The following is a 25,809-nucleotide window of genomic DNA, read 5'->3' on the forward strand; positions in this document are numbered from 1 at the left end:
CATGACTAGTCAGCAAGTGGTCGGGTTCGACGGCATGTGGGCGCCCCGCGACGAGGATCCCCGCACGCAGGGCACCCCGGTGGAGGAGATGGAGGTGATCCGGGAGTACTTGACGAACTACCGGCTCACCCTGGGTCTGAAGTGCGAGGGCCTGTCCGTCGAGCAGCTCGCCCGGCGGTCGGTGCCGCCGTCGACGATGAGCCTGCTGGGCCTGATCCGGCACATGGCGCGCGTCGAGCACAACTGGTTCCACCGCTGCCTGCAGGGCAACAACGTGCCGCGGATCTTCTGGACGGCCGAGGACAACGACATCGACTTCAACGAGGCGGTCGCCGATCCGGCGGTGGTCGAGGACGCCTTCGGCCAGTGGCGGGAGCAGATCGCCGCGGCTGACGCGTGGCTCGACGGCGGGCCCGATCTCGGTCACGTGGTCGAGGCGCCGTGGGGCTCACGCCTTGCCGTCCGCGATGTGCTGATTCACATGGTCGAGGAGTACGCCCGGCATTGCGGTCACGCCGATCTGCTGCGGGAGTGCATCGACGGCCGTACGGGGCAATAGCGGCGATTCAGCGGCCGCTCGCCGGGAGGAGGTCGGCGAGCAGCGCCTCGACCCGGGTCTTGATCTCGTCGCGGATCGGGCGGACCGCCGCGACGCCCTGGCCCGCGGGGTCGTCGAGTTTCCAGTCCTCGTAACGCTGGCCGGGAAAGACCGGGCAGGCGTCACCGCAGCCCATGGTGATGATGACGTCGGAGTCCTGGGCGGTCTCGAACTCGAGCAGCTTAGGGGTCTGGCCGGTGATGTCGATGCCGGCCTCGCGCATCGCCTCCACCGCGGCCGGGTTGATCGTTTCCGCGGGCGCGGAACCGGCCGAGCGGACCTCGACGGTGTCACCGGCAAGGTGGCGCAGCCAGCCGGCGGCCATCTGGGAGCGGCCGGCGTTGTGGACGCAGACGAACAGGACGCTGGGTTTGTCGTTCACGGCTTCGTTCCTTCGAGACGGGCGGGCTCGGTGGCGACCTGTGCGGCACCGGGATAGAGGCTGAGCAGCAGACCGACTCCGACGAGCAGGCCGGCGATCTGGGCGAGGACGAAGCCGGGCACCGAGGCGGGTGCGATGCCGGCGAACGTGTCGGTGAAGGCGCGGCCGACGGTGACGGCCGGGTTGGCGAAGCTGGTGCTGCTGGTGAACCAGTACGCGGCGCCGATGTACGCGCCGACCGCCGCCGGCGCCACGCTCGCCCGGCCGGAGCGGGCCAACGCGAAGATCAGCAGGAGCAGGCCGGCGGTGGCGACGATCTCGCCCAGCCACAGGTGCCCGGCCGAGCGGTCCCTGGTCGAGAGGGTCACCGGGGCCAGGTCGAACATCAGGTTGGCCAGCACCGAACCACCGAGCGCCCCGGCGGTCTGGGCGATCACGTAGCCGGCGAGGTGGGGGCCGGTCAGTCCGGTGCCGGTGCGACGGCCGAGGAACCAGTCGGCGGCGGAGACGACCGGGTTGAAATGCGCACCGGAGACCGGGCCGAAGGTCAGGATCAGGGCGCCGAGGGCGAACGCGGTGGCGACCGAGTTTTCCAGCAGCTGCAGTCCGACGTTGCCGGGCGACAGCGTGGTGGCCATGATGCCGGAGCCGACAACGGCGGTGACCAGCAAGGCCGTACCGAGGAACTCGGACAGCAGGCGGCGCCGGATGGCGATGGAGTGCATGGATCAGGCGTCGATGTCGAGCAGCGCCGACAGTTGGCGCATCAGCGCGGGCTGGGCCCGGTAATACACCCAGCTGGCCCGGCGCTCGGCCGAGACGAGACCGGATTCCTTGAGCACCTTGAGGTGGTGCGAAATGGTCGGCCCGGAGATCTCGAACGCCGGGGTGAGGTCGCAGACGCAGATCTCGCCGCCGGGGGCGGACGCGATCATCGACATCAGTTGCAGGCGGATCGGGTCGCCGAGCGCCTTGAAGGCCTGCGACAGCGTGCCCGCGGCCTCGGCCGGGATGCGGTCCTGGGCCAACGGGGCGCAACACGCCGTCGCGGCGAGTGGCGCTGGTTTCGACATGCGTCGAGATTGACAGATACCGAAACCGCGTGCAAGTCTCGGATTCGACAAACATCTAATCCGCGCCGTCTCGAGGAGAGAATCCACGTGAGCACCCAGCTCGACCACCTACCCGTCGTCGTCATCGGCGCCGGGCCCGTCGGACTCGCCGCGGCCGCGCACCTGGCCGAGCGCGACCTGGCCTTCACCGTGCTGGAAGCGGGTGACGGACCCGCCGCGGCCGTTCACCAGTGGGGGCATGTGCGTTTGTTCTCGCCCTGGCGGTACAACATCGACGCCGCCGCGGCCCGCCTGCTCACCGAGGCCGGCTGGGTACGCCCCGACGACGACAAGCTGCCCACCGGCACCCAGCTCGCGAACGACTACCTGCGGCCGCTGGCCGATCTGCCCGCCCTCGGGCCGCACCTGCGCTACGACGCCCGGGTCACCGCGGTCACCCGGCTCGGCCTCGACCGCCTCCGCAGCGCGAACCGGGCCGGCACTCCCTACCTGGTCCGCCTGGCCAACGGCGACGACATCCTGGCCCGTACGGTGATCGACGCCTCCGGCACCTGGGACTCGCCGAACGTGCTCGGCGCCTCGGGCATCCCCGCGCACGGTGAGCTCGCCGCCCGGGCGTACGTGGAAAACGCCTTGCCGGACGTGCTCGGCCGCGACCGGGACCGGTTCGCCGGACGCCGTGTCCTCGTGGTCGGCGCCGGCCACTCCGCCGCCAACACTCTGCTGTTGCTGGCCCAGTTGCCCGGCACCACGGTCACCTGGGCGATCCGGGCCGCTTCACCCGCACGCACGTACGGCGGCGAGTCGGCCGACGCCCTGCCCGCCCGCGGCGCCCTCGGCACCCGGCTGCGCGAGCATGTCGAAGCCGGCGACATCACCGTGCTCACCGGCTTCGGGGTGCAGAGCATCACGCCGGGCCCGGACGGCGTCGAGATCTCCGACGGCGCCCGCACCGTGACCGCCGACCGGATCGTCTCGGCCACCGGTTTCCGCCCCGACCACACCATCGTTTCCGAGCTGCGCCTCGACCTCGACCCGATCATGGGCTCGACCCGCGCCCTCGCCCCGCTGATCGACCCCAACGAGCATTCCTGCGGCACGGTTCCGCCGCACGGCGTCGACGAGCTCACCCATCCCGAGCCCGGCTTCTACGCCATCGGTTCCAAGTCGTACGGGCGGGCCCCGACCTTCCTGATGGCCACCGGCTACGAGCAGGCCCGCTCGGTCGCCGCCGCCCTCGCCGGGGACTGGGCGGCCGCCCGCGACGTGCGGCTCGACCTGCCCCAGACCGGCGTGTGCAGCAGCAACGTGCCCTTGGAGGCCGACAGCATCAACGCCGCGGGCGGCGGTTGCTGCGGCACACCCGCGACCGCGCTGCTCACCGTGCCCTCCGGGACCGGCGAGAAGGGCGGCGGCTGCTGCGGCTGACCGCGCCGTGTCGACCGGCCGGACGATCGTCGCGGCGCTGGCGATCACCCAGACCGTCGGCTACGGCATCCTGTACTACGCCTTCGCCGTCCTCCTCGTCCCGCTGGCCGCCGATCTGAACGCCTCCACCACCGCGGTGACCGGCAGCTTCACCGTCTCCGTGCTCGCCTCGGCCGCCCTCGCCGTGCCCGTCGGCCGGTGGCTCGACCGGCACGGCGGCCGGGCGCTGATGACCGCCGGATCCGTCGCCGGCACCGCTCTGCTTCTGGCCTGGTCGCAGGTGACCAGCCTGGGCCAGCTGTACGCGGTGCAGGCGGGGATCGGCATCGCCTCGGCCGCCTGCCTGTACGAGGCCGCCTTCGCCGTCGTCATCGCCTGGCACACCGCGCAACGACGCTCGTCCGCCCTGCTCGCTCTGACTGTGGTCGCCGGTTTCGCCAGCACCGTCTTCATGCCGCTGACCGGCTGGCTCGTCGAACACCACGGCTGGCGGAACACCCTGCTCATCCTGGCCGTCGTCCACGGGCTGCTGACCATTCCGCTGCACGCCACCGTTCTGCGTCCGGCTCCGCGATCCACCGAAAAAGCCCGATCAGCGCCCGTACGTCTCCAGGCCGTCCTCACCGACCGCGGGTTCTGGCTGCTGGCCCTCGGCTTCACCGCCCACACCGCCGCCGTAGCCGCCGCCGGGGTTCACCTGGTCGCCGCGCTCCTCACCTGGGGCCACTCCCCCGCCTTCGCCGCGACGACCGCCGGCCTGTTCGGCGTCCTGTCGGTCACCGGCCGCCTGGTCACCACCGGCCTCCAGCGCCGTTTCGGCACTGTCACCGTGGTGTCCGCCATCTTCGCCCTGCAAGCAGTGGCGGCCGCCGCCCTGGCCGTGACCGGCCGCGACGCGATCCCCGCCGTGGCGGCCGTCGTCGGTTTCGGGCTCGGCTTCGGCGTCGGCAGCATCGCCAAACCGGTGCTGCTGGCCGAGCGCTACGACACCCGCCGCTACGCCACCATCGCCGGCCTGCTCGTCGTCCCCATGACCATCGCCAAGGCCACCGCCCCACTCGGCGCCGCGTTCCTGCACACCACCACCAACAGCTACGCCGGCGTGTTCCTCGCAACCGCCGCCGCCTGCCTCCTCGCGGCCGCCGCCCTCACCGCCACGCGCCCGGTCGGAATCGCCCAGGCCACGGGTTATAGGAGGACGATATGGCGAAGGGCCCACCGAAGTGGGCCCTGACCTGCGGAAGTGCTCCCCCGATTGGACTCGAACCAATAACCTGCCGGTTAACAGCCGGCTGCTCTGCCAATTGAGCTACAGGGGATTGCTCTGACATCAGGTCTCCCTGGTGCCGGAGAACAGAGTACATGACGGTGGGGCCGCGACGCGAAGGGGTTCCCCGGCTCGCCGTCGTGGGAGGGAAAGCCGGAACGCAGGCATACGGAACCGGCAGCATGGGTATGGACGTTGAAGCGACGCACGCGCGTCATCGAACGGAAGGAGCCGCCATCATGCGCGGAAAGCTGATGTTCATCACCGGTCTCGCGGCGGGCTTCGTCCTGGGCAGCCGTGCCGGCCGGGAGAAGTACGAGGAGATCCGGTCGAACGCCAAGAAGGTGTGGGAGCACCCGTCGGTCCAGGAGGCCGCCGGTGTCGCCCAGGCGCAGGCCAACAAGCTCTACTCGGAGAGCAAGGACAAGCTCCAGTCGTCGAAGCTGGGCGAGAAGCTGAACGTGACGTCGGACGACTCCAGCACCACGGAGCCGCTGGCCACGTCGAACAGCACGCCGTCGTCCACCGGCACGACGTACTAGACGGCCGCACAACCGCATAAACAAGGCTCTGGGCCGCCCTCAACGTCGAGGGCGGCCCAGCCTTGTGTCCGGGCCGGGGACGAGGGCTCAGGACGAGGACGAGAAGGCCGCGTCGAACGCCGACGAGGGAGCGTCGAAGGCCAGGCGGCGGACGAACTGCAGGGCCTCGGGCGCGCCGACCAGGCGGTCCATGCCGGCGTCCTCCCATTCGATCGAGATCGGGCCGTCGTAGCCGATCGCGTTGAGCGCCCGGAAGCAGTCCTCCCACGGCACGTCGCCGTGGCCGGTCGAGACGAAGTCCCAGCCGCGGCGCAGGTCGGCCCAGGGCAGGTGCGAGCTGAGCCGTCCGCGGCGCCCGTCGCCCGTGCGGACCTTGGCGTCCTTGCAGTCGACGTGGTAGATCCGGTCCTTGAACTCGAGGATGAAGTTGACCGGGTCGAGGTCCTGCCAGACGAAGTGTGACGGGTCCCAGTTCAGCCCGAACGCGGGCCGGTTGCCGATGGCCTCCAGCGCGCGGCGGGTAGTCCAGTAGTCGTACGCGATCTCGCTGGGGTGGACCTCGTGGGCGAAACGCACGCCGACCTCGTCGTAGACGTCGAGGATGGGGTTCCAGCGGTCGGCGAAGTCCTGGTAGCCGCGGTCGATCATCGAGGCGGGCGTCGGCGGGAACATCGCCACCGTGTGCCAGATCGACGATCCGGTGAAGCCGATGACCGTCTTGACCCCGAGGCGGGCGGCCGCCCGGGCGGTGTCCTTCATCCGTTCGGCGGCCCGCTGACGTACGCCCTCGGGCTCGCCGTCGCCCCAGATGTCGGCGGGCAGGATGTCCTTGTGCCGCTCGTCGATCAGATCGCACACGGCCTGGCCGACCAGGTGGTTGCTGATCGCGTAGACCTTCAGGTTGTACTTGGCGAGTTGCTCGCGCTTGCGGTCGATGTAGTCGGGCTCGGCAAGCGCCCGGTCGACCTCGAAGTGATCACCCCAGCAGGCGATCTCGAGTCCGTCGTAGCCCCACTCGGACGTGAGCCGGCAGACCTCTTCGAAGGGTAGGTCGGCCCACTGGCCGGTGAAGAGCGTGATGGGTCGCGCCATGATTTCTCCCTCGGAACGGAACAGCACTGGGCGGGCGGCGAGGGAAAGCCGCCCTGCGACACGACCGGGCGCGGGCGTCACGACCGGGGTGGGTTTGCGCCTCCCACATCCGGTCCGCCCGTCACGGCAGTGCCACGACCGACTCTAGACGGATTTCAGCGCGCGGGGCAGGGCTCATTTTCCGGCGCGAGGCCGAGGGCGGCCAGCTCGGCCAGCAGGTAGGCCACGTCGCCGGCGATCTGCTCGACCGGGCCGCGGGTCACCAGCGTCAGGTTCTCGGTGAGCGGGCCCGGCCGGCCGAACAGCTGCTGCAGCCCGTCGCGCCAGGCCCCGGTCGTCGAACCGGCGACGGCGGTCAGGCGCACCTCGACGATGGCCAGGCCGGCGTCGGTGACCGTCTCGATGCCGGCGGCCGGGTCGGGCCAGGTGCGGGCGACGTGACCGAGGTCGAGGCAGACGCCCAGCCGGTCCTTGTCGATGCGGCTGAGCGCGGCCACGGTCTGCTCGGGGCTGTCGAGCACGAGCTCGGGGGCAGGCTGGAAGCCGACCCGTACGGCCCGGCCGTTCTGCCAGGCGAGATCGGCCAGCCCGTGGGACAGGCGCCGCAGGATGCCCAGGGCGGCCTTTTCCTCCGCCTCGGCCCAGCCCTCGCGCCGGCCGAGGCCCACGGTGCTGACCGTGCCCCGAACGGCGTCGGCGTCGAGCAGGTCGAGCAGGATGCGGGCCAGGTCGAGGGTGTATTCGCGCCGGGCCGGCTCGGTCCAGAAGGGGGTCTCGCCGCCGCCCTCGTCGAAGGGCGCGCCGCTCAACGTGACGACCTCGAGCCTGCGGGCGTCGAGTTCGGCACGAAGCCGGGTGCGGGCGCGGCTCTCCACGGCGAGGGCGGCGGCGAGTGAGGGGGGAAGCCAGAGGCTCACGCCAAGAGCGTCGGCGCCGAGCCGGGCGCGGACAGCGCCGTAAATGTCGAGCTGCGAGACGATCACCGGTAGATTGACCGGCGTCTCCGTCGGAGGCGCGGCTAGCTCACAGGAGAGGTGCACGATCCGGCCGGAGGGGTGTCTCAGCCGCATCGTTGTCCTCCCCGAGCAAGAGAGCCGGCGCATCTGCACGTGCATTCGCACGTGCTTACTGATCCAGTATGGACCATGAAGCGGCCTGGGCTCGACGCGCGCGTGGCGGGCTTGCGCGTTGCCATGTCGCCTCCCTCCGAGGGTTCACCTGCCCTCGGATACGAGAGTCATGCGTCCCGGGGATCAGTGGCGTACGCGCCGTGCGACGCGATGACCGGGAGGAACATGATCGACGGAGCCCGATTCGATCGGCCCTTATCGATCGATACGGGCATGGTGACCAGCCAGTAGGACCGTCAAGGCAGCAGCCGTGAGGGTTCCATCCGGCTCAATCTCTGTGCACTATCTGGAAATTCGGGCGCGCACGAGACGATCTCTCGTGCGAGCGCACTGGATCTTCATCCGTGCGGATGTTCCCCGAGCAGACGGGTGGCCAGAACGGCGGCCTGGGTGCGCCGTTCCAGGCCCAGCTTGGCCAGCATGCTGGAGACGTAGTTCTTCACCGTCTTCTCGGCCAGGAACATGCGCGAGGCGATCTCGCGGTTGGTCAGCCCCTCGGCCACGTACTCGAGGATCCGGCGCTCCTGGTCGGTCAGCGCGGCCAGCTCACGCGGCTGTTCCACCCCGTTGCGGATGCGCTCGAGCACCCGCTGGGTCACCGCCGGGTCGAGCAGCGACTGGCCCTGCGCGACCCGGCGCACCGCGTCGACCAGGTCGGTGCCGCGGATCTGCTTGAGCACGTAGCCCGACGCGCCGGCCATGATCGCGGCGAACAGCGCCTCGTCGTCCTCGTACGAGGTGAGGATCAGCCCCCGGATCGACGAGTCGACCGCCCGCACGTCGCGGCACACGTCGATGCCGTTGCCGTCGGGCAGCCGGGCGTCCAGGATCGCCACGTCGGGCCGCAGGGCGGGGATGCGCCGGGCCGCCTCCTGAGCGGAGCCGGACTCGCCGACGACCTCGATGTCACCGCCGGACTGCAGCAGGTCGATGAGGCCACGGCGGACCACCTCGTGGTCGTCGAGGAGGAAGACTCGGATCATCGGTCCTTCCTATCGCGTACGAACGGCCTGGTCCAAGGGTCTAAAGTCCCGTCACCGTAATCTGGGGGCGTGGCGGAGCAGAGGAAGCCCGAACTCGGCCTGGGACCGCTCTCCCGGGTGCGTCTCGACGAGCTCCTGCAGGAGATGCTCGACCGGGTCGGCGAGGTGATGACCAGCCGTGAGCGGTTGCGCGCCCTGCTCGACGCGGTCGTCGGCATCGGCACCGACCTCGACCTGCGCAGCACCCTGCAACGCATCGTCGAGTCCGCGTGCGCGCTGGCCGGCGCCCGCTACGGCGCGCTCGGGGTGATCGGCACCGACCGCACCCAGCTGTCGGACTTCATCACGTACGGCATCGACCCGGCGACGCATGCCCGGATCGGCGACCTGCCGCACGGCCGCGGCGTGCTCGGGCTGCTCATCACCGACCCGCACCCGGTCCGGCTGCCCGACATCACCGACCACCCGCACTCGTACGGGTTCCCGCCGCACCATCCCCCGATGCACAGCTTCCTGGGCGTGCCCGTCCGGATCCGCGACCAGGTCTTCGGCAACCTCTATCTGGCCGAGAAGCAGGGCGCGGCCGAGTTCAGCGAGGACGACGAGGAGATCGTGGTGGCCCTGGCCGCCGCCGCGGGCGTGGCGATCGACAACGCCCGGCTGTTCACCTTGGCGCAGCGGCGCGAACGCTGGCTGGCGGCCACCGCCGAGATCACCGGGGTGCTGCTGGGCACCGTGCGCCGCACCGAGGCGCTGCAGCTGATCGCCCGGCGGGCCCGCGAGGTGTCCGGGGCCGGGCTGGTGCTGGTGCTGCTGTTCGACGACTCCTCGTACACGATCGAGGTGGCCGACGGCGCCGACCCGGCCTGCGCGCGGCTGACCGGGGGCCGGATCGCCGCCGACGAGTTCGGGCCGGACCGCTACCAGGTCGTCGACGACCTGCGCGCCGCCGCCGACTGGCCCGGCCCGGTGCCCGCCGGACCGGCCGTGGTCGCCCCGCTGGCCGGCGCCGACGCCCCGCACGGCCTGCTGATCGTCAGCCAGCCGCCGGGCCAGCCGCTCACCGACGAGGACGCGGTGCTGCTGTCGACGTTCGCCGGTCAGGCCGCGCTGGCCCTCGAGCGGGCCCGCGCCCAGGAGGAACGCGAACTGCTGGCCGTGCTGGCCGACCGCGAGCGGATCGCCCGCGACCTGCACGACGTCGTCATCCAGCGGCTGTTCGCCACGGGCATGCAGTTGCAGGGGGCGGCCCTGCAGTCGTCGCGGGCCGAGACGACCAAGCGCATCAACGCCACCGTCGACGACCTGGACGAGACGATCCACGACATCCGGCGCTCCATCTTCGAACTGCGCGCGCCGGTCGGCCCGTCGCTGCGGGCATCCCTGCGCGAGACGGTCGAGGCGGCGGCGCTCGGGTTCCGGCCCACGCTCGACACGAGCGGCCCGGTGGACAGCGCGATCCCCGACGACATCGTGCCCGAGCTGCTGGCCGTCCTGCGGGAGGCCCTGTCGAACGTGGCCCGGCACGCGCGGGCGACGAGCGTACGGGTGTCGGTCCGGGCCGCCGACGGTGAGGTGATCCTGCAAGTCACCGACGACGGGGTCGGATTCGCGCCCGAGGCCGCCCGCGGAGGCCTGGTCAACATGTCCGAGCGGGCCCACGACCTGGGCGGCTCGTTCGAGGCCGGCCCGGGCCCGGAAGGCGGGACGGTCCTCACCTGGCGGGTGCCGATCTCCCCCTGAGTCGGGACTTTCGGCCCTGATCGGGCCGGGGCCGCCGGCGGCACGCTGAACCCATGACACCGCTCGAACTGGCCGCCCAGGCCGCGTTGCACGCCCCGTCCGTCTTCAACACCCAGCCGTGGCGCTGGCGGATCGACGGCGACACGATGGAGCTGTACGCCGACGAGTCCCGCCGGCTCGAGACCACCGACCGCGACGGCCGGCTGCTGATCCTGAGCCTCGGCGCCGCCCTGCACCACGCCCGGACCGCGCTGGCCGCGGCCGGCTGGTCCTGCTCGGTCGAGCGCCCCGATTCGGGTCCGGTGGCCCGGCTCAAGCTGGGTTCGCCGGCGCCGCCCACGGACGCCGACCGGCGCCTCGCGGCCGCGATCCCGCAGCGCCGCACCGACCGCCGGGCCTTCGGTCCGCGCGCGGTCTCCGACGCCGAGCTGACCGGGCTGCGTCGGGTCGTCGAGGCGAACGGCGCGTACCTGCACGTGGTGCCGTCCGACCAGATCACCGCGCTGGCGATCTCGGCCGAGCTGGCCGGCGACGCCGAGCTCGGCGACCCGGACTACCGCCAGGAGCTGCGCGAGTGGACCCACCGTCCGGCCGGCGCGGGGGACGGCGTACCGGCCGACACCGCCGTGGAGCCCGGTCTGCGGAGGGTTCCCGTACGGGACTTCGCGCCGGACGACACCCCCGGGCTCGCCGTCGGCGCCGAGCACGACCAGGGCGCCGCCTACGTGATCCTCTTCGGCCGCGGCGACGCCCGGCCCGACCTGCTGCGCGGCGGTGAGGCGCTGTCGGCCCTGCTGCTGGCCGCGACCGCCGACGGCCTGGCCACCGCCCCGCTCAGCGACGCCGTCGAGGTCGAATGGCCGCGGCTGCTGGTGCGCGGGCTGCTGGCCGGCCTGGGCGAGCCGTACGTGGTGGTGCGCCTCGGCTACACCGCCTCGGCCGAGCCGCTCCCGCCGCGTCCGCGCCGCCACGCCGCCGACGTGATCGTCACTGGTTGAGTCATGACCGGCTATGGCCAGCAGGACCTGCTGCGCGCGGCGGCCGCGGGCATCCGCGCACCTTCGCTCCACAACTCCCAGCCGTGGCAGTTCCGGCTGCGCGCCGGCGCCGTCGAGATCCTCGCCGACCCGGCCCGCCGGCTTGCCGTGGCCGACCGATCGGGGTGGGCGGTGCGGCTCGCGCTGGGCGCCGCGACCTTCAACGCCCGCCTGGCCCTGGCCGTCTCGGGCGCCCCGGCCACGGTGACGCTGCGCCCCGACCGGGCCGACCCCGACCTGATGGCCCGTCTGACCCCGGCCCGCTCCCGCCCGCCCACCTATGCCGAACAGGCCCTGTACGACGCCGTCCCGCGCCGCCACAGCCACCGCGCCCCGTTCTGGCCCGACCCGGTGCCGGCCGACGCCCGCCGCCGCATCCTCGACGCCGCCCGCGCCGAGAACGCCTGGCTCGACCTGCTCGTCGGCATGGTCCCGCTGGCCGGATTCGCCGAGATCGCCCGCAGCGCCGACCGGGTCCTGCGCCGCGACACCCGCTACCAGTCCGAGATGGCGGGCTGGACCCACGCCGACGCCGCCCCCGACGGCGTGCCGGTCGCGGCCGGCGCCCCCGTCCCCGAGCCCCAGGACCTGCTGCCCCAGCGGGTGTTCGCCGACCGCCGCCGGGCCCCCGGCCGCGACTACGAGCCCGAGCCGCTGGTCGCGGTGCTGGGCTCGGCGGGCGACCGCCCGGCCGACCAGCTGCAGGCCGGTCAGGCCCTGCAACGGGTCCTGCTGACCCTCACGGACGCCGGCCTGGCCGCCTCGCTGATCAGCCAGCCCATCGAGGTCCCCGCCGCCCGCGAACAACTGGGCCGAGCCCTGGGCCGCACCGGCTATCCCCAGCTGGCCCTGCGCATCGGCTACGGCCATCCCGGCCCGGCCGCCCCGCGCCGCGACGTGACCGAGTTCCTGACCACCTGAGCCGCGGCTCGGTCACGGACAGTTTGATGTCCGAGTACGGCGGATTCGCGGGGCCGTTGCCCTTTCGTCAATATTCTTTCCCGAAAGTTCAACGCACGACGTCGACCAGGTAAAACAGGGTCGATTTGCGGGAGCGGGCCGGTGTGCTATGGCTCGACGGGTGTCGATTGACACCGCTCAGGAGCCGGGGAATGGTGTTTCGAGAGCGCTCTACATGCACAGAGCGTTACGGCCGGGACGCACCCCCCTTCTGTGTCCGCCCCCGAAGCGTTCCGGCCGGTACGGGATCCCTTCCGGCAGTGCCGGGCCTGTGCCATCCGGGGGCCGGACCGTGGAGTGCCTATGCGTCTCAACCGGAAATCGCTGCTCGGACTCGGCATGGCGGCCGTCGCCGTCGCCGGGGTCGCCGCGGTCGTCCCGTCCGCCAGCGCGGCCGGGCCCGACCTGCTTCCCCTGACCGTCACAAACGACTCCGGCCGCGGGGAGGCCGTGAACCTCTACGTGCTCGGCGAGTCGGGCGGCAAGCTCGGCTATGTCAACGAGGGCGGCACGTTCACCGCGTGGCCGGCCGGCGGCAGCCCGCCGGTGCCCGCGCCGGACGTGTCGATCGCCGGGCCGGCCAACGGGGCCAGCAAGACCATCCAGGTCCCCAAGGGGCTGTCCGGGCGCATGTACATGGCGTTCGGCGACAAGCTGGACTTCCGGATCTCGCAGGACGGCGGCCTGGTGCAGCCCGCTCCGTGGGCCGGTGGCGACCCGAGCCGCGACGTGCTGTTCGACTGGAGCGAGTTCACCTACAACGACTCCGGCGTCTGGCTGAACAGCTCGCAGGTGGACATGTTCGCCGTGCCGCACAAGGTCAGCGTGACCGGCTCGGACGGGCGGACCGCCCAGACCGGTGAACTCAAGCGGGGCGGCCACAACGCCGTGATCAACGGGCTCAAGGCCGACCCCGAGTTCGCCAAGCTGATCCAGACCCGCGCCGACGGGACCGTGCTGCGGGTACTGGCCCCCGGCAAGGGCGCCGACGCCGGCGGCTTCGACCCCGACTACCTGGGCCGCTACATCGATCAGGCCTGGGCCGCGTACGCGAACAGCGACCTCACCGTCAAGCCGTTCGCCGAGCAGCCCGACAAGGTCTTCACCGGCCGGACCAGCGGTGACGTCATGAACTTCACCGACCCCACCGGCGCACAGGTGGCCAGCTTCACCAAGCCGACCTCGTCGAACGTGTGGGGCTGCGACGGCAACCTGGGCGCCCCCAACGACCTGGTCGTCGGGCCGATCGCGCGCAGCCTGTGCGCGGCGCTGTTCCGCGGCACCCTCGGGTCGCAGCCGGTCGAGCCCAGCACGGATGCGGCCACGTTCTACCGCAACACCCCGGCCAACCTGTACGGCAAGCTGATCCACGAGAACATGGCCGACGGCAAGGCGTACGCGTTCGCCTTCGACGACGTCGCCAACCAGGAGTCGCTGGTGCACAGCGGCGACCCGGCCTCCATCGGCATCACCCTCTCGCCCTTCAACTGAGCCCCCACGGCGGGGCGTGCCCGGGCACGCCCCGCCGACTTCAGAACGAAGGAGTTCTCTTCCATGAACAAGCGCACATTCGCCCTGCCGGCGCTGACCGTCGGCGCCACCGTGGCCGCTCTCACCGTCGGCATCTCCCCCGCCTCGGCCCACGGCTACATCTCCTCCCCGCCCAGCCGCCAGGCCAACTGCGCCGCCGGCACGGTCACCGGCTGCGGCGACGTCCAGTACGAGCCGCAGAGCGTCGAATCGACGAAGGGCTCGAAGGACTGCAACGGCGGCAACGGCCGGTTCGCCGTGCTCAACGACAGCAGCAAGAACTGGCCGGCCGCCCCGGTCGGGAACTCGGTGACGTTCAACTGGGTGCTGACAGCCCGGCACTCGACCGCCACCTGGGAGTACTTCATCGGCGACACCCAGCTCGCCTCGTTCGACGACGGCGGCGCCCAGCCCGGGGCCACCAAGTCGCACACGGTGGACATGCACGGCTTCACCGGCCGGCAGACCGTGCTGGCCCGCTGGAACGTGTCCGACACCGCGATGGCGTTCTACGCCTGCGTCGACGTCAACATCGGAGGCTGAGCATGAAGCGTCGTTTCCTCGCCGCGGCCGGCGCCGTGGCCGTGGCCCTGACGGCGGGACTGACCGCCCTGCTGCCCGGCACCAGCGCCTCGGCGGCCACCCTGCCCGTGTCCGAGACCCAGTTCCAGCAGATGTTCCCGAACCGGATCGACTTCTACTCGTACGCGGGCCTGCTCGACGCCATGAACAAGTTCGGTGACTTCACCGGCGCCGGCGGCGAGGACGTGCAGAAGCGGGAAGCCGCGGCGTTCCTGGCCAACATCAACCACGAGTCGGGCGGGCTGGTCTACGTCGAGGAGCTGAACCAGGCGAACTGGCCGCACTACTGCGACGCCTCCCAGTCGTACGGGTGCCCGGCCGGTCAGGACGCCTACCACGGGCGCGGGCCCATCCAGCTGAGCTGGAACTTCAACTACAAGGCGGCCGGTGACGCGCTCGGCATCGACCTGCTGAACAACCCGGACCTGGTCAAGAACGACGCGTCGGTGGCCTGGCAGACCGGCCTCTGGTACTGGATGACGCAGACCGGGCCGGGCTCGATGACCCCGCACGCCGCGATGGTCGGCGGCGCCGGGTTCGGCGAGACGATCCGCAGCATCAACGGCGCCCTCGAATGCAACGGCGGCAACCCGGCCCAGGTGCAGAGCCGGATCGACGCCTACCAGCGGTTCGCCCAGATCCTCGGGGTGGACCCGGGCGGCAACCTGTCCTGCTGATCTCCCCCGCTCTTCGGGCCGCCCGGTGCTTTCCGCGCCGGGCGGCCCTTTTTGCCATCGACATCTATCCTCTCGGTGTATACGCTCAGAGAATAGTAGAGAGAACGGGGAGGATCCATGTCAATCAGCCGTCGCACCTTGCTCACGGGCGCGCTCGCCGGCGCGCTCACCGTCGCCTCGATCGGGGGCGCCACGGTCCCGGCCGTCGCCGCGCCGCCTCGGCTCACATTGCCCGCGCCCACCGGCCCGTACGAGGTCGGCACGGTCGCGCTGCACCTGCTCGACCGGTCCCGGCCCGACCCGTTCACCGGGCAGGCCGGGCACCGGGAACTGATGGCCGGCGTCTGGTATCCGGCCCGCGACGCCGCACGCCATCCCCGGGCGCCCTGGATGGACCCCGACCTGCTGCGCACCTATCTGGTGGACGCCGGGTACGCCGCCGACACGATCGCGACGCCGCTCACGTTCGGGCACGTGGGGGCGCCGGTCCGGCGTACGGGGGGAAGGTTGCCGGTTGTGGTCTTCTCGCACGGCTCGGGCGGTCACCGCAACGAGAACTCGACGATGATCCAGCAGCTGGCCAGCAACGGATATGTGGTCGTGGCGATCGACCACCTGGGCGACGCCTACAGCCGGCTGCCCGGCGGGCGGTTGGTGACGCCGACCGAGGGATCGTTCACGCCGGAGGACTACGCGCAGGACGCCCGGTTCGTGGTCGGCCGCATCGAGGAGCTGGCGGCCGGCCGCAATCCCGACGTCGACCGGCGGCGCCTGCCGGACGGGCTGACCGGCGCGATCGACGCACACCGGATCGGCATGTTCGGCTGGTCGAAGGGCGGCACAGCGACGGCCCGGGTCCTGCTCACCGACCGGCGCGTCCGGGCCGGGCTGGCCATCGACGCCCCGATGCTGCCGGCGATGAGCGGACGCCTCGAGCGACCGTTCATGCTGATGACCGCCGAGTTCCCCAAGGCCACCGACCCGGCCGTCGCCCAGTTCTGGACCCAGCTGCACGGCTGGCGCCTCGACGTGCGGGCGGAAGGTGCGGTGCACTCCTCGTACAGCGACCTGCAGATCCTGATGCCCCAGCTGTCGAAGGTGGTCGGCATGAGCGACGAAGACCTGCGCTCGTGGATCGGCACCCTCGACCCGGACCGCGCGGTACGCATCGACCAGGCCTATCCGCTGGCCTTCTTCGACGAACACCTGCGCGGGCGCGAACAGCGCCTGCTGGACGGGCCTTCGCGCGCTTTCCCCGAGGTGAAATACCTGCCGTGACCGGAATCGGCCGGTCGCGTCACCCGAACCGGCGATCGGCCGATCTCGCTTGAGTAGGCTGCGCCGGTGATTACCGGTGACCTCAAGAACAAGATCGACCGGGTTTGGGATGCTTTCTGGTCCGGCGGCATCTCGAACCCGCTCGAGGTGATCGAGCAGATCACCTACCTCATGTTCATCAAGCGGCTCGATGACTTGCAGGCCCGCAAGGAGAACAAGGCCAACCGCACGGGGCAGCCGATCCAGGATCCCTTGTACACGGACGGGACCGAATCGCTGCGCTGGCGGAGGTTCACGAACGAGTCGCCGGAGCACATGTTCGTCACTGTTCGCGATGGCGTCTTTCCGTGGCTGCGGGACCTCGGTGGCGACGACTCCACGTACTCGCACCACATGCGGGATGCCCGCTTCACGATTCCCACGGCGAACCTGCTGGCCAAGGTCGTCGAAATGATCGAGAGCCTGCCGATCAGCGAAGCCGACACCAAGGGCGACCTATACGAGTACATGCTCGGAAAGATCGCGACAGCGGGGCAGAACGGCCAGTTCCGGACGCCGCGCCATGTCATCGATCTCATCGTCGAGATGATGGCGCCGGAACCGGGCGACGAAATTTGCGACCCCGCATGCGGAACGGCCGGCTTCCTCGTTTCCAGCGCCGAATACGTCAGCCGTAAACACCGTGACGCACTGCTGGGCGCCGAGCAGCGGCGGCACTTCAACAACAGCATGTTCCACGGCTTCGACTTCGACCGGACCATGCTGCGCATCGCGTCGATGAACATGCTGTTGCACGAGGTCGAGCAGCCGGACATCCGCTATCGGGATTCCCTGGCGGAAAGTGCTGCCGCGGAGGCCGGCCAGTACACGATGATCCTGGCCAATCCGCCCTTCGCCGGCAGTCTGGACTACGAGACCACAGCCAAGGACCTGCAGCAGATCGTCAAGACCAAGAAGACGGAACTGCTCTTCCTGGCCCTGTTTTTGCGACTGCTCAAGCCAAGTGGCCGGGCTGCGGTGGTCGTCCCGGAGGGTGTCCTGTTCGGCTCGAGCAAGGCACACCGGGACCTACGCCGCGTCCTGGTTGACGACCACAAGCTCGATGCTGTCGTCAAGCTGCCGAGCGGTGTATTCAAGCCCTACGCCAGCGTCTCCACTGCCATCCTGTTCTTCACCCGGACGGATAGCGGCGGCACCGACCAGGTCTGGTTCTACGAGATGACCGCCGACGGCTACAGCCTGGACGACAAACGCGCTCCGCTGCTCCCGTCGGAGAAGCTCGGCGTGAACCCGGCCGTACCGATCTCGGCCGGGGAGCACGCGCAGAACAACCTGCCCGACATCCTCGCACGGTGGTCGCGCCGACATATGGGCGAGCGCGATCGCGAACGTACGGAGCAGAGCTTCTTCGTTGCCCTCGAGGAGATTCAAGCGAGCGGTTACGACCTCAGCCTCAACCGGTACAAAGAAGTGATTCTGGAAGAGACGGAGCACCGGGCGCCGGCGGAAATCCTCGAGGAGCTGGATCGGATCGAGGCCGATATTCAGCAGAACCTGTCGGTGCTCAAGGGGATGCTGAATTGAGTCTGCCCACCCGCAAACTACACGAGGTCGCCGAGCTCAATCCGAGACTTCGCCTCCGGCCCGGCCCGGAGACGCCGGTGTCGTTCGTCGCGATGTCCGGCGTGGACTCGGAATCCGGCACCACGGTCGCCGGCTTGGAACGGTCATACGCCGAGACCGCCAAGGGATACACCCAATTCATGGACGGCGACATCCTGGTCGCCAAGATCACGCCATGTTTCGAGAACGGGAAGATCGCCATTGCCCGCCTCCAGCATCCGCACGGGGCGGGCTCGACCGAGTTCCACGTGGTCCGGCCGGACTGGCGGGTGGTCGACCCGCAATACCTGCTCGCCTTCCTGCGCCGGCCGGCCGTCCGCATGGTCGGTGAGAGACGCATGACAGGCAGCGGCGGACAGCGCCGCGTCCCGGAAGCCTTCCTGGCCGATCTGGACATCCCGGTTCCGTCGCTTCCGGAGCAGCAGCGGATTGTCCGGACACTGACGGCCGCGGAGACGCTACGAGTCCAGCGCCGAGCGGCGATTGTGCAAGTCGAGGCGCTCGCGGTGGCGATCTTTCAAGAGATGTTCGGCAACACCCTGACCAACAGCGGCGGGTTCGACGATGCGTTGAAGCTGGCCGACGTCGCTCTGGTCAGCTCCGGGATCACCAAGGGTCGGAAGGTCCCCCAGGTTCCGCTCCGGCCGGTGCCGTACGTCACGGTGGCCAATGTCCAGGACAAGAAGCTCAGCCTGGCCAACATCAGGACGATCGACGCGTCGGCCGACGAGATCGATCGCTATCGGCTGGCCGACGGCGACCTGCTGCTCACCGAGGGCGGCGACCCCGACAAACTCGGCCGGGGCACCCTGTGGCGGAACGAACTGCCGGAATGCATTCACCAGAATCATATTTTCCGGGTTCGGGTCACTGACGCACAGCGCATGGACCCCGTCTTCCTGAATTGGCTGATGTCGTCGCCGCGGGGAAAGAACTATTTTCTCCGGGCCGCTAAGCAGACCACGGGCATCGCCTCCATCAACGCGAATCAGTTGAGGGATTTCCCGCTGCTCGTCCCGCCGCTGTCGCTGCAGCAACACTTCGCTACCCGCCTGGCGGCAGTCACGGGGACCAAGCATCATTACCTCGAATCGCTGGGAGAATCGGAAGCCCTGTTCGCCTCATTGCGAACCAGGGCTTTCACGGGTGAGTTATAAAGTGGTGGCCGGACAGCGGGCATTGGCGCCGGGGAGTGTGGTCAGACATGGGGAACTTTGCGTTTCTTGAGGCGGAATGGCCGGAGCTCTTCGACGAGGCCGCGCGGGCCGAGCACACCGCCGTGGCCGACCCGCGAACCGCCTGCTTCTACGCTCGCCGGTGCCTCGAGCTGGCGCTGACCTGGCTATATCAGGCCGAGGGTAACCTGCGCGTGCCTTACCGGAACGATCTGTCCGGGATGATCGAGGAACCGTCGATGCTGACGCTCGCGGGACCGGCGATCCGCACCAAGATGGATCTGATCCGGAAGCTGGGCAACAAGGCGGTCCACCGGCCGGCCAAGGTACCCGAGAGCGACGCCATCCAGGTGGTCGGCGAGCTGTTCCAGGTTCTGTACTGGATCGCTCGCCGATACGCCCGGGATCCTCAGAACGTGCCGGCCACCGGTCTGCAGTTCGACAGCAGCATCGTTCCGCGGCCGGCCGAGCGGCGTCAGCAGCAGCTGGCGGCTCTGCAGAAACAGGCTCAGCAGTTCGAACGGCAGCAAGCCGCGCTGGCCGAGGAACGCAAGCGCAACCAGGACCTCGACGCGGAGATCGCCAAACTTCGGGCGGAGATCAAGACGGCCCGGGCGGCCAACGAGGCCCGGCCCGACGAACACGACTACAACGAGGCGGAAACCCGCGTCTTCGTGATCGATCTGCTTCTGCGCGAAGCTGGGTGGACCCTGCAGAGCAAGCAGGACCGCGAGTTCCCCGTCACCGGCCTGCCGCTGTCGGCCAGCAAGAGCGGGAGCGGCAAGGTCGACTACGTGCTGTGGGACGACGACGGCAAGCCGCTCGCCGTCGTCGAGGCCAAGCGCGCCACCCGTGACCCGCAGAGCGGCCAGCACCAGGCCAAGTGTTACGCCGACGCGCTGGAGCAGCAGTTCGGGCAGCGGCCGCTGATCTTCTACACCAACGGCTACGAGACCGTGTTCTGGGACGATCTGACCTACCCACCTCGACCGGTTCAGGGCTTCTACACCAAGACCGAGCTGCGCCTGGCCATCCAGCGGCGAGCGGGCCGGCAGGCGCTGTCCGGGGTGCAGATCAACGACGACATTGCCAACCGGCACTACCAGGCCCGGGCCATCCGGCGGATCGGTGAGATGTTCGAGAAGAAGCAGCGGCACGCGCTTCTCGTCATGGCGACGGGGTCGGGAAAGACCCGTACGGTGATCGCGCTCGTGGACCAGCTAGCGCGGGCCGGCTGGGTGAAACGGGTTCTGTTCCTGGCCGACCGCAAGGCGCTCGTCACGCAGGCCGTGAACGCCTTCAAGGCCCACCTGCCCGGCATGCCGGTGGTCAACCTGCTGACCGAGAAGAACTCGGACGCCCGGGTGGTGGTCAGCACCTACCCGACGATGATGGGCCTGCTCCACGAGATGGACGGGGACCGGCGCCGATTCGGGCCGGGCTACTTCGACCTGATCGTCGTGGACGAGGCGCACCGGTCGATCTACCAGAAGTACCGAGCTATCTTCGACTACTTCGACGCGCTCCTCGTCGGGCTGACGGCTACCCCCAAGGACGAGATCGACCGGAACACGTACCAGCTCTTCCACCTCGAGCGGGGCGTGCCCACCGACTCCTACAGCCTCGAGGAAGCGGTCTCCGAGGGCTATCTGGTGGCTCCCCGTACGGTCGACGTGCCACTCAAGTTCCAGCGGCAGGGCATCCGCTACGACGACCTCACCGACGAGGAGAAGGACGAGTGGGACGCCCTCGAGTGGGACGACGACGGCGCCGTGCCCGCCGAGGTCAGTTCCGAGGAGCTGAACAAGTTTCTCTTCAACGCCGACACGGTCGACAAGGCGCTCGCCACCCTGATGACGTACGGCGTCAAGGTGGCCGGCGGCGACCGGCTCGGCAAGACCATCGTCTTCGCAAAGAACCAGGATCACGCCGATTTCATCTATCGGCGCTTCAACGCGGCGTTCCCCGAGCACGCGGGCAGCTTCGCGCAAGTCATCACCCACTCGACGAACTTCGCTCAAAGTGCGATCGACAACTTCACGCTGCACGACAAGGCGCCACACATCGCCATCTCGGTCGACATGCTGGACACCGGCATCAATGTGCCCGAGGTGGTCAACCTGGTCTTCTTCAAGCTCGTACGGTCCAAGACCAAGTTCTGGCAGATGATCGGCCGCGGCACCCGCCTGTGCCCCGATCTGTTCGGACCCGGGCACGACAAACAGGGTTTCCTCGTCTTCGACCTGTGCCAGAACGTCGAATTCTTCAACTCGGGTCTCGATCGCGCCGAGGGCAAGGTCGCGCCCTCCCTGGGCCAGCGGCTCTTCAGCCGCCGCGCCGACCTGGTGCTGGCCCTGGACCGCATGCTGGAGGACATCGGCCAGCCGCCGACGCCGCCGGACGAGCCGCAGTCGGACAGCGAGATGCGCTGGGAGGTCGCGCGCCGGCTCAACGTCGAGGTCCGCGGCATGGACCCGGAGAACGTGCTCGTCCGCCCGCACCGGCGGCAGGTCGAACAGTACGGCGACCCCACCGCGTGGCACCGGCCGCTGACCGCCGAACGGCACCACGAGGTGATCGAGCATCTCGCGCCGCTGCCGACCGCCTTCCGCGCCGACGACGACGGCGAGGAGGCCAAGCGGTTCGACCTACTGACCCTGCGGCTGCAACTCGCCGTCCTCGGCGCCGAGCCCGGCTTCGACGCCCTCCGCACCCAGGCCCAGCGGATCGCCGACGCGCTGCTCGGCCAGACCACCATTCCCGCCGTCGCGGCCCAGCAGCAGTTGCTCGCCGAGGTGGCCGGCGACGAGTGGTGGATCGACGTCACGCTGCCAATGCTCGAAACGATGCGCCGGAAGATCCGCGGCCTCGTACGCCTGATCGAGAAGACCCGCCGCGCCGTGGTCTACACCGACTTCGAGGACCAGCTGGGCGAACTCGGCGAAGTTGACCTGCCGGGCAGCGTGGTCGGCACGGACAAGAACCGCTTCGAGGCCAAGGTGCGGGTCTACTTGCGCAGCCACGAAGACAATCTGGCCGTGCAGAAACTGCGCCGCAATCTGCAGATCACCGGGACGGACCTGCAGACTCTTCGCGAGATCTTCCTCACCTCCGGGTTCGGTACCGAGGAGGACGTCGCCGCCGCGGCCGCCGGCCACGAGGGTTTCGGACTCTTCCTGCGCTCGCTGACCGGGCTGGACCGGGAAGCCGCCGGCGCCGCCCTGGACGAGTTCCAGGCGGGCCGGAACCTCAGCGCGAACCAGCTTCACTTCCTCAACCTGCTGACCGACGTGGTGTCACGGCGCGGACTGATCAATACCGCTGATCTGTACGACGCACCGTTCACCACCATCGCGCCGGGCGGACCGGAGGACCTGTTCCCCGAGGCGGACGTCGACGCCTTGGTCGTCGTTCTGGACCGGCTACGGACCACGGCAACGGCCGAAAGCGGGGTTGCCTAGGACCGGCCCCGGGTAGCCCCTCGGGGAACCAGGGCCGGGTGATCAGGCGTACGTCTTCGTCTTTCTGCTGCCGTGACCACCCACCGCCGTTACTCTGAGTCTGCCTTGTTCGTCCCCTTGTGAGGTGCCCGTGTCGCAGCCTGTTGAGGTGGACGTCGTCATCGTCGGCGGCGGTCTCGCCGGGCTCTCCGCTGCCCGCCGGCTTGATCGGGCGGGGGTGGAATGGCTGCTGGTGGAGGCCTCCGACCGGATCGGCGGGCGGGTCACCACCGACGTCGTGGACGGGTGGCACTTCGACCGGGGCTTCCAGATCCTCAACACGGCGTATCCGCGGCTGCCCGCGCTGGTCGACGTCGACGCGCTCGACATGCGCTACTTCACGTCCGGCGTGCTGGTGCGCCGCGGCGGTGAGCTGCACCGGCTCGAAAATCCGGTGCGGGAACCGCTCGCGACGGCGCAGACGCTGACCTCCGGCGTCGGCACGCTCAGTGACCGCCTCAAGTTCGCGGCGCTCGCCACCAAATGCGCCACGCTGCCCGCGTCCCGGCTCCTCGAGGCGCGCGAAATGACGACGCAGGAGATGCTGCGCAAGGCCGGCCTGTCGCACCGCATGATCGAAGAGGTGCTGCGGCCGTTTCTCTCCGGAGTCTTCGGCGACCGCTCGCTGAACACGTCGAGTCACGTGTTCGCGATGATCCTGAGGTCGTTCGCACGCGGGCGCCTGGGCGTGCCGGCGGCCGGAATGGCGGCCCTGCCTGCGGCTATCGCCGGTCCCCTGCCCTACCCGCAACTGCTCATCGGCGCCCGTACGCTCGAGGTCGCCCCCGGCATGGTCATCACCGAGGGTGGCGAGTTGCGATGCCGGGCCGTCATCGTCGCCACCGACCCGGTCTCCGCGTCGGAACTGCTGCCCCAACTGCCGCGCCCCGACATGCACGGGCTGACAACGTTCTACTTCGGCGCCGACCGAGCCCCCATCGACGAGCCCACCCTGATCCTCGACGGCGACCGGCGCGAAATCATCGCCAACACGCTCGTCGTGTCGAACGCCGCCCCCGAATACGCACCCAGCGGCAAGTCACTCATCGCCGCCTCGGTCGTCGGGGTGTCGGCGCCGTCACCGGCCTCCGAGACAGTGATCCGGGTCGAGCTCTCCCGCCTGTACGGTGCGCCGACCGACGACTGGGAACTGCTCGAGGTCGTGAGCATCCCCAACGCGCTGCCGGCGGCCCGGGTGCCCCAGCTCAACCTGCGCAAACCGGTCGACCTCGGCGACGGCCTGTTCGTGGCGGGCGACCACCGCGACAGCCCCTCGATCCAGGGCGCCCTGGCGGGCGGATGGCGTACGGCCGGGGCTGTGCTTTCCTGGCTGGGAACCCACGTACACGCCTGATTCGTCGGTGTTCCCTGCTCGCGGCGCGGGAGATCGCTGGCTGTGGCTGTGCGGCACGGGTTAGGATCGCCGCCGGTAAGGGGCGGTAGCTCAGTGGGTTAGAGCAGGGGACTCATAATCCCTCGGTCGCGGGTTCGAGTCCCGCCCGCCCCACTGTATTTTCCTGGGGGCGACCCCAGACCCCACGGTGCGGTGGTGGCGCCGAGTGGTCCGGTGGCGCCTTCGTCGGGCTTGCGTCCTCCGGCCGGCGATCCAGCAGCGCGGTTTCCTTGCTGACTTCCGGAAGGTCCGGCACCGTCGGGAGGGCTGTGATTCTTCATCGCATCGGCTTTCCCGGAGGCGCTGTGACTGACGACCTGACCGCGGCGAATGTTCGGATCGAGTCCGCGCCGGCGGCCTCTGTCCTGTCGAGTACCGCCACCGTGGTCGTCGACGATGGCACAACGATTGCCTATCACTGCTGGGAGCCCGATGCCGGCGTCAGCACTCACCCGATACCCGTCGTGCTGCAGCACGGTTTCACCGCCGACACGATGGCTGACTGGCTGATCCCGGGCACGGTCGCCGGTCTCACCGCCGCCGGACGCCGGGTCGTGGGGGTCGACGCACGCGGCCACGGCCGATCCGGTAAGTCGCCCGACGCCACTCGCTACGGTGAGCGGCGGATGGCCGACGACCTTCTCGACGTCGTAGCGCTGCTCGATGCGCCCGCCATAGATCTCGTCGGCTACTCGATGGGAGCGGTCGTCGCCCTGCTCGCCGCGGCCGAGCTGACCACCATCCGCCGGCTCGTCGTCGGTGGAGTAGGTGCGGGCATTGTCGAAGTCGGAGGCGTGGACACGCGCGCGCTATCGAGTGATCGGCTGGCTCATGCCTTTCTGGCCGAAGACCCCGGCGACCTGCCGCCCGAGATCGCCAGCCTGCGGATGCACGCCGAGATGCTCGGTGGCGACCTGCCGTCGCTGGCCGCGCAGGCCCGCGCTGTGCATCGCGCCGGCATCGACCTTGCCGCCGCCACCGCCGAGACACTCGTCATCGCCGGCGACACCGACCCTCTGGCCGAACGCCCACACATTCTGGCCGGGGCCATCACCGGCGCTCGCTTGTGCCTGGTCGAGGGCGGGCACGATGTCATCGGCAGCAGTCCGGACTTCCGCTCCGCGATCATCGATTTCCTCGGTCGCTGACTTACGCGAGTGACCGGACAACCGGAACGCGGCCCAGGGGCGGCGGCATGTCCGTCCAGGTGCGGAATCCGCGAAACGCGCCGCCGCGAGCTGGGCTTATGCGCACCGCTACGGGGCGACGCGGTTGCGGATGGTGTCGAGCACCGCCTCCGCCGCCCACGCGGCGGCGTCGGCGATGTCTCGCCGGTCCATACCGAACTCGCGGCGGAACGTCACCCAGGTCCCGACGGAGTCGAGGTGCGACAGCGCCGCGATGACCGACCTGCGCTGTGCCGCGTCGAGGGATGGCACCTCGGCATCCAGCAGCCGCTCGAGTTGCGCCCGGCCGGGCGACGGCGCCGCGCCGCTGCCGCCGCGCATCGCCGTCTCCGCGACGACGTGCGCGAGCTCCGGTCGCGCGTCGTACCGCTGCATCGCGTCGCGGATCGCGAGGGGGAGGTCGAAGATCGAATGCGACTCCTCGCGTGCGAACAGCGTCGCCTCGATCCACGCTGCGCTCGCCAGCAGCAAATCGACGCGCGTGGGGTAGTTGCGGAACACCGTGCGCTCGGCGATGCCGGCCCGGCGCGCGATGACCCGGTACGACACGTCGTCGCTGCCGACCTCCTCGATCAGTTCGGCGTAGGCGGCGAGAATGGCCGCTTGCGTGCCGCTCAGCTCCTCCACGG

21 protein-coding genes, 2 tRNA genes and 2 pseudogenes are annotated in these 25,809 nt (G+C 69.9%); 17 read left to right on the forward strand and 8 right to left on the reverse strand.

The annotated features are described in order from the left end of the window. Position 1: 1 nt before the first annotated feature. Positions 2-559 carry a DinB family protein gene (locus ACZ3I4_RS42915; RefSeq protein WP_465387903.1) on the forward strand — a complete coding sequence of 186 codons (558 nt, stop codon included), beginning with the start codon at positions 2-4 and terminating at the stop codon, positions 557-559. Positions 560-566: 7 nt separating this feature from the next. Here ACZ3I4_RS42915 and ACZ3I4_RS42920 read toward each other — a convergent pair whose 3' ends face one another. Genes ACZ3I4_RS42920 through ACZ3I4_RS42930 form a run of 3 tightly spaced genes read right to left on the reverse strand, consistent with a single transcriptional unit; the run spans position 567 to position 2,053 of the window. Further along, the gene (locus ACZ3I4_RS42920; RefSeq protein ID WP_465387904.1) at positions 567-980 is read right to left on the reverse strand and encodes an arsenate reductase ArsC; all 414 of its coding nucleotides are present in this window, start codon (positions 978-980) and stop codon (positions 567-569) included. Beyond that, the gene (locus ACZ3I4_RS42925) at positions 977-1,705 is read right to left on the reverse strand and encodes an aquaporin (protein ID WP_465387905.1); all 729 of its coding nucleotides are present in this window, start codon (positions 1,703-1,705) and stop codon (positions 977-979) included. Before ACZ3I4_RS42925 ends, ACZ3I4_RS42920 begins: the two co-directional genes overlap by 4 nt. Before the next feature lie 3 nt (positions 1,706-1,708). Further along, positions 1,709-2,053: an ArsR/SmtB family transcription factor gene (locus ACZ3I4_RS42930; protein ID WP_465387906.1), complete on the reverse strand. Its 345-nt coding sequence runs from the start codon at positions 2,051-2,053 to the stop codon at positions 1,709-1,711. 87 nt (positions 2,054-2,140) lie between these two features. Between ACZ3I4_RS42930 and ACZ3I4_RS42935 the strand changes: the two genes are divergently transcribed. After that, positions 2,141-3,481: an FAD-dependent oxidoreductase gene (locus ACZ3I4_RS42935; protein ID WP_465387907.1), complete on the forward strand. Its 1,341-nt coding sequence runs from the start codon at positions 2,141-2,143 to the stop codon at positions 3,479-3,481. Positions 3,482-3,488: 7 nt separating this feature from the next. Beyond that, positions 3,489-4,715, forward strand: coding sequence for an MFS transporter (locus ACZ3I4_RS42940; protein WP_465387908.1), 1,227 nt, complete (start codon positions 3,489-3,491; stop codon positions 4,713-4,715). 12 nt (positions 4,716-4,727) lie between these two features. Here ACZ3I4_RS42940 and ACZ3I4_RS42945 read toward each other — a convergent pair. Then, a tRNA-Asn gene (locus ACZ3I4_RS42945) sits at positions 4,728-4,800 on the reverse strand. A gap of 187 nt (positions 4,801-4,987) precedes the next feature. Between ACZ3I4_RS42945 and ACZ3I4_RS42950 the strand changes: the two genes are divergently transcribed. Further along, complete coding sequence (locus ACZ3I4_RS42950; RefSeq protein WP_465387909.1) at positions 4,988-5,290, forward strand: hypothetical protein; 303 nt, start codon at positions 4,988-4,990, stop codon at positions 5,288-5,290. 87 nt (positions 5,291-5,377) lie between these two features. Here the strand turns inward: ACZ3I4_RS42950 and ACZ3I4_RS42955 are convergent, their stop codons facing one another. The 3 genes from ACZ3I4_RS42955 to ACZ3I4_RS42965 form a co-directional block, all read right to left on the reverse strand. Continuing rightward, complete coding sequence (locus ACZ3I4_RS42955; RefSeq protein WP_465387910.1) at positions 5,378-6,382, reverse strand: sugar phosphate isomerase/epimerase family protein; 1,005 nt, start codon at positions 6,380-6,382, stop codon at positions 5,378-5,380. 155 nt (positions 6,383-6,537) lie between these two features. Continuing rightward, on the reverse strand, positions 6,538-7,452 hold the full coding sequence (locus ACZ3I4_RS42960; protein ID WP_465387911.1) for a sugar phosphate isomerase/epimerase family protein: 915 nt from the start codon (positions 7,450-7,452) through the stop codon (positions 6,538-6,540). 398 nt (positions 7,453-7,850) lie between these two features. Next, positions 7,851-8,495 (reverse strand): response regulator, encoded by a 645-nt coding sequence (locus tag ACZ3I4_RS42965; RefSeq protein ID WP_465387912.1) that lies wholly within the window; start codon positions 8,493-8,495, stop codon positions 7,851-7,853. A 144-nt stretch (positions 8,496-8,639) separates the two neighbouring features. On the opposite strand from ACZ3I4_RS42965, the gene ACZ3I4_RS42970 reads away from it, so the two are divergent. From ACZ3I4_RS42970 to ACZ3I4_RS43030, 13 genes and pseudogenes are all read left to right on the forward strand, one after another. Continuing rightward, positions 8,640-10,238 (forward strand): GAF domain-containing sensor histidine kinase, encoded by a 1,599-nt coding sequence (locus ACZ3I4_RS42970; protein ID WP_465388045.1) that lies wholly within the window; start codon positions 8,640-8,642, stop codon positions 10,236-10,238. 53 nt (positions 10,239-10,291) lie between these two features. Then, positions 10,292-11,236: an Acg family FMN-binding oxidoreductase gene (locus ACZ3I4_RS42975; RefSeq protein ID WP_465387913.1), complete on the forward strand. Its 945-nt coding sequence runs from the start codon at positions 10,292-10,294 to the stop codon at positions 11,234-11,236. Positions 11,237-11,239: 3 nt separating this feature from the next. Beyond that, the gene (locus ACZ3I4_RS42980; RefSeq protein WP_465387914.1) at positions 11,240-12,196 is read left to right on the forward strand and encodes an Acg family FMN-binding oxidoreductase; all 957 of its coding nucleotides are present in this window, start codon (positions 11,240-11,242) and stop codon (positions 12,194-12,196) included. 342 nt (positions 12,197-12,538) lie between these two features. Next, the gene (locus tag ACZ3I4_RS42985) at positions 12,539-13,726 is read left to right on the forward strand and encodes a beta-1,3-glucanase family protein (protein WP_465387915.1); all 1,188 of its coding nucleotides are present in this window, start codon (positions 12,539-12,541) and stop codon (positions 13,724-13,726) included. A gap of 63 nt (positions 13,727-13,789) precedes the next feature. Then, positions 13,790-14,305 (forward strand): annotated as a pseudogene (locus ACZ3I4_RS42990) (lytic polysaccharide monooxygenase auxiliary activity family 9 protein); the annotation flags it as partial. 110 nt (positions 14,306-14,415) lie between these two features. Beyond that, positions 14,416-15,024, forward strand: a pseudogene (locus tag ACZ3I4_RS42995) (chitinase); the annotation flags it as partial. A gap of 117 nt (positions 15,025-15,141) precedes the next feature. After that, positions 15,142-16,302 (forward strand): alpha/beta hydrolase family protein, encoded by a 1,161-nt coding sequence (locus ACZ3I4_RS43000; protein WP_465387916.1) that lies wholly within the window; start codon positions 15,142-15,144, stop codon positions 16,300-16,302. A gap of 66 nt (positions 16,303-16,368) precedes the next feature. Beyond that, positions 16,369-17,886, forward strand: coding sequence for a type I restriction-modification system subunit M (locus ACZ3I4_RS43005; protein ID WP_465387917.1), 1,518 nt, complete (start codon positions 16,369-16,371; stop codon positions 17,884-17,886). Beyond that, positions 17,883-19,082, forward strand: a complete 1,200-nt coding sequence (locus ACZ3I4_RS43010) for a restriction endonuclease subunit S (RefSeq protein ID WP_465387918.1) — start codon at positions 17,883-17,885, stop codon at positions 19,080-19,082. The genes ACZ3I4_RS43005 and ACZ3I4_RS43010 overlap by 4 nt, the downstream gene beginning before the upstream one ends. A gap of 47 nt (positions 19,083-19,129) precedes the next feature. Beyond that, the gene (locus ACZ3I4_RS43015; RefSeq protein WP_465387919.1) at positions 19,130-22,561 is read left to right on the forward strand and encodes a DEAD/DEAH box helicase family protein; all 3,432 of its coding nucleotides are present in this window, start codon (positions 19,130-19,132) and stop codon (positions 22,559-22,561) included. 130 nt (positions 22,562-22,691) lie between these two features. Beyond that, entirely contained in the window at positions 22,692-23,954 is a 1,263-nt protein-coding gene (locus ACZ3I4_RS43020) for an NAD(P)/FAD-dependent oxidoreductase (protein ID WP_465387920.1), read from the forward strand. Between the two features lie 79 nt (positions 23,955-24,033). Next, positions 24,034-24,107: transfer RNA gene (locus ACZ3I4_RS43025), tRNA-Ile, on the forward strand. Between the two features lie 191 nt (positions 24,108-24,298). Then, positions 24,299-25,141: an alpha/beta fold hydrolase gene (locus ACZ3I4_RS43030; protein ID WP_465387921.1), complete on the forward strand. Its 843-nt coding sequence runs from the start codon at positions 24,299-24,301 to the stop codon at positions 25,139-25,141. A gap of 108 nt (positions 25,142-25,249) precedes the next feature. On the opposite strand, the gene ACZ3I4_RS43035 is transcribed toward ACZ3I4_RS43030, so the two are convergent. Further along, positions 25,250-25,807 (reverse strand): TetR/AcrR family transcriptional regulator, encoded by a 558-nt coding sequence (locus ACZ3I4_RS43035; protein WP_465387922.1) that lies wholly within the window; start codon positions 25,805-25,807, stop codon positions 25,250-25,252. Positions 25,808-25,809: the final 2 nt, after the last annotated feature.

The sequence above is a fragment of the Actinoplanes sp. NPDC021490 genome (genome assembly GCF_055562135.1).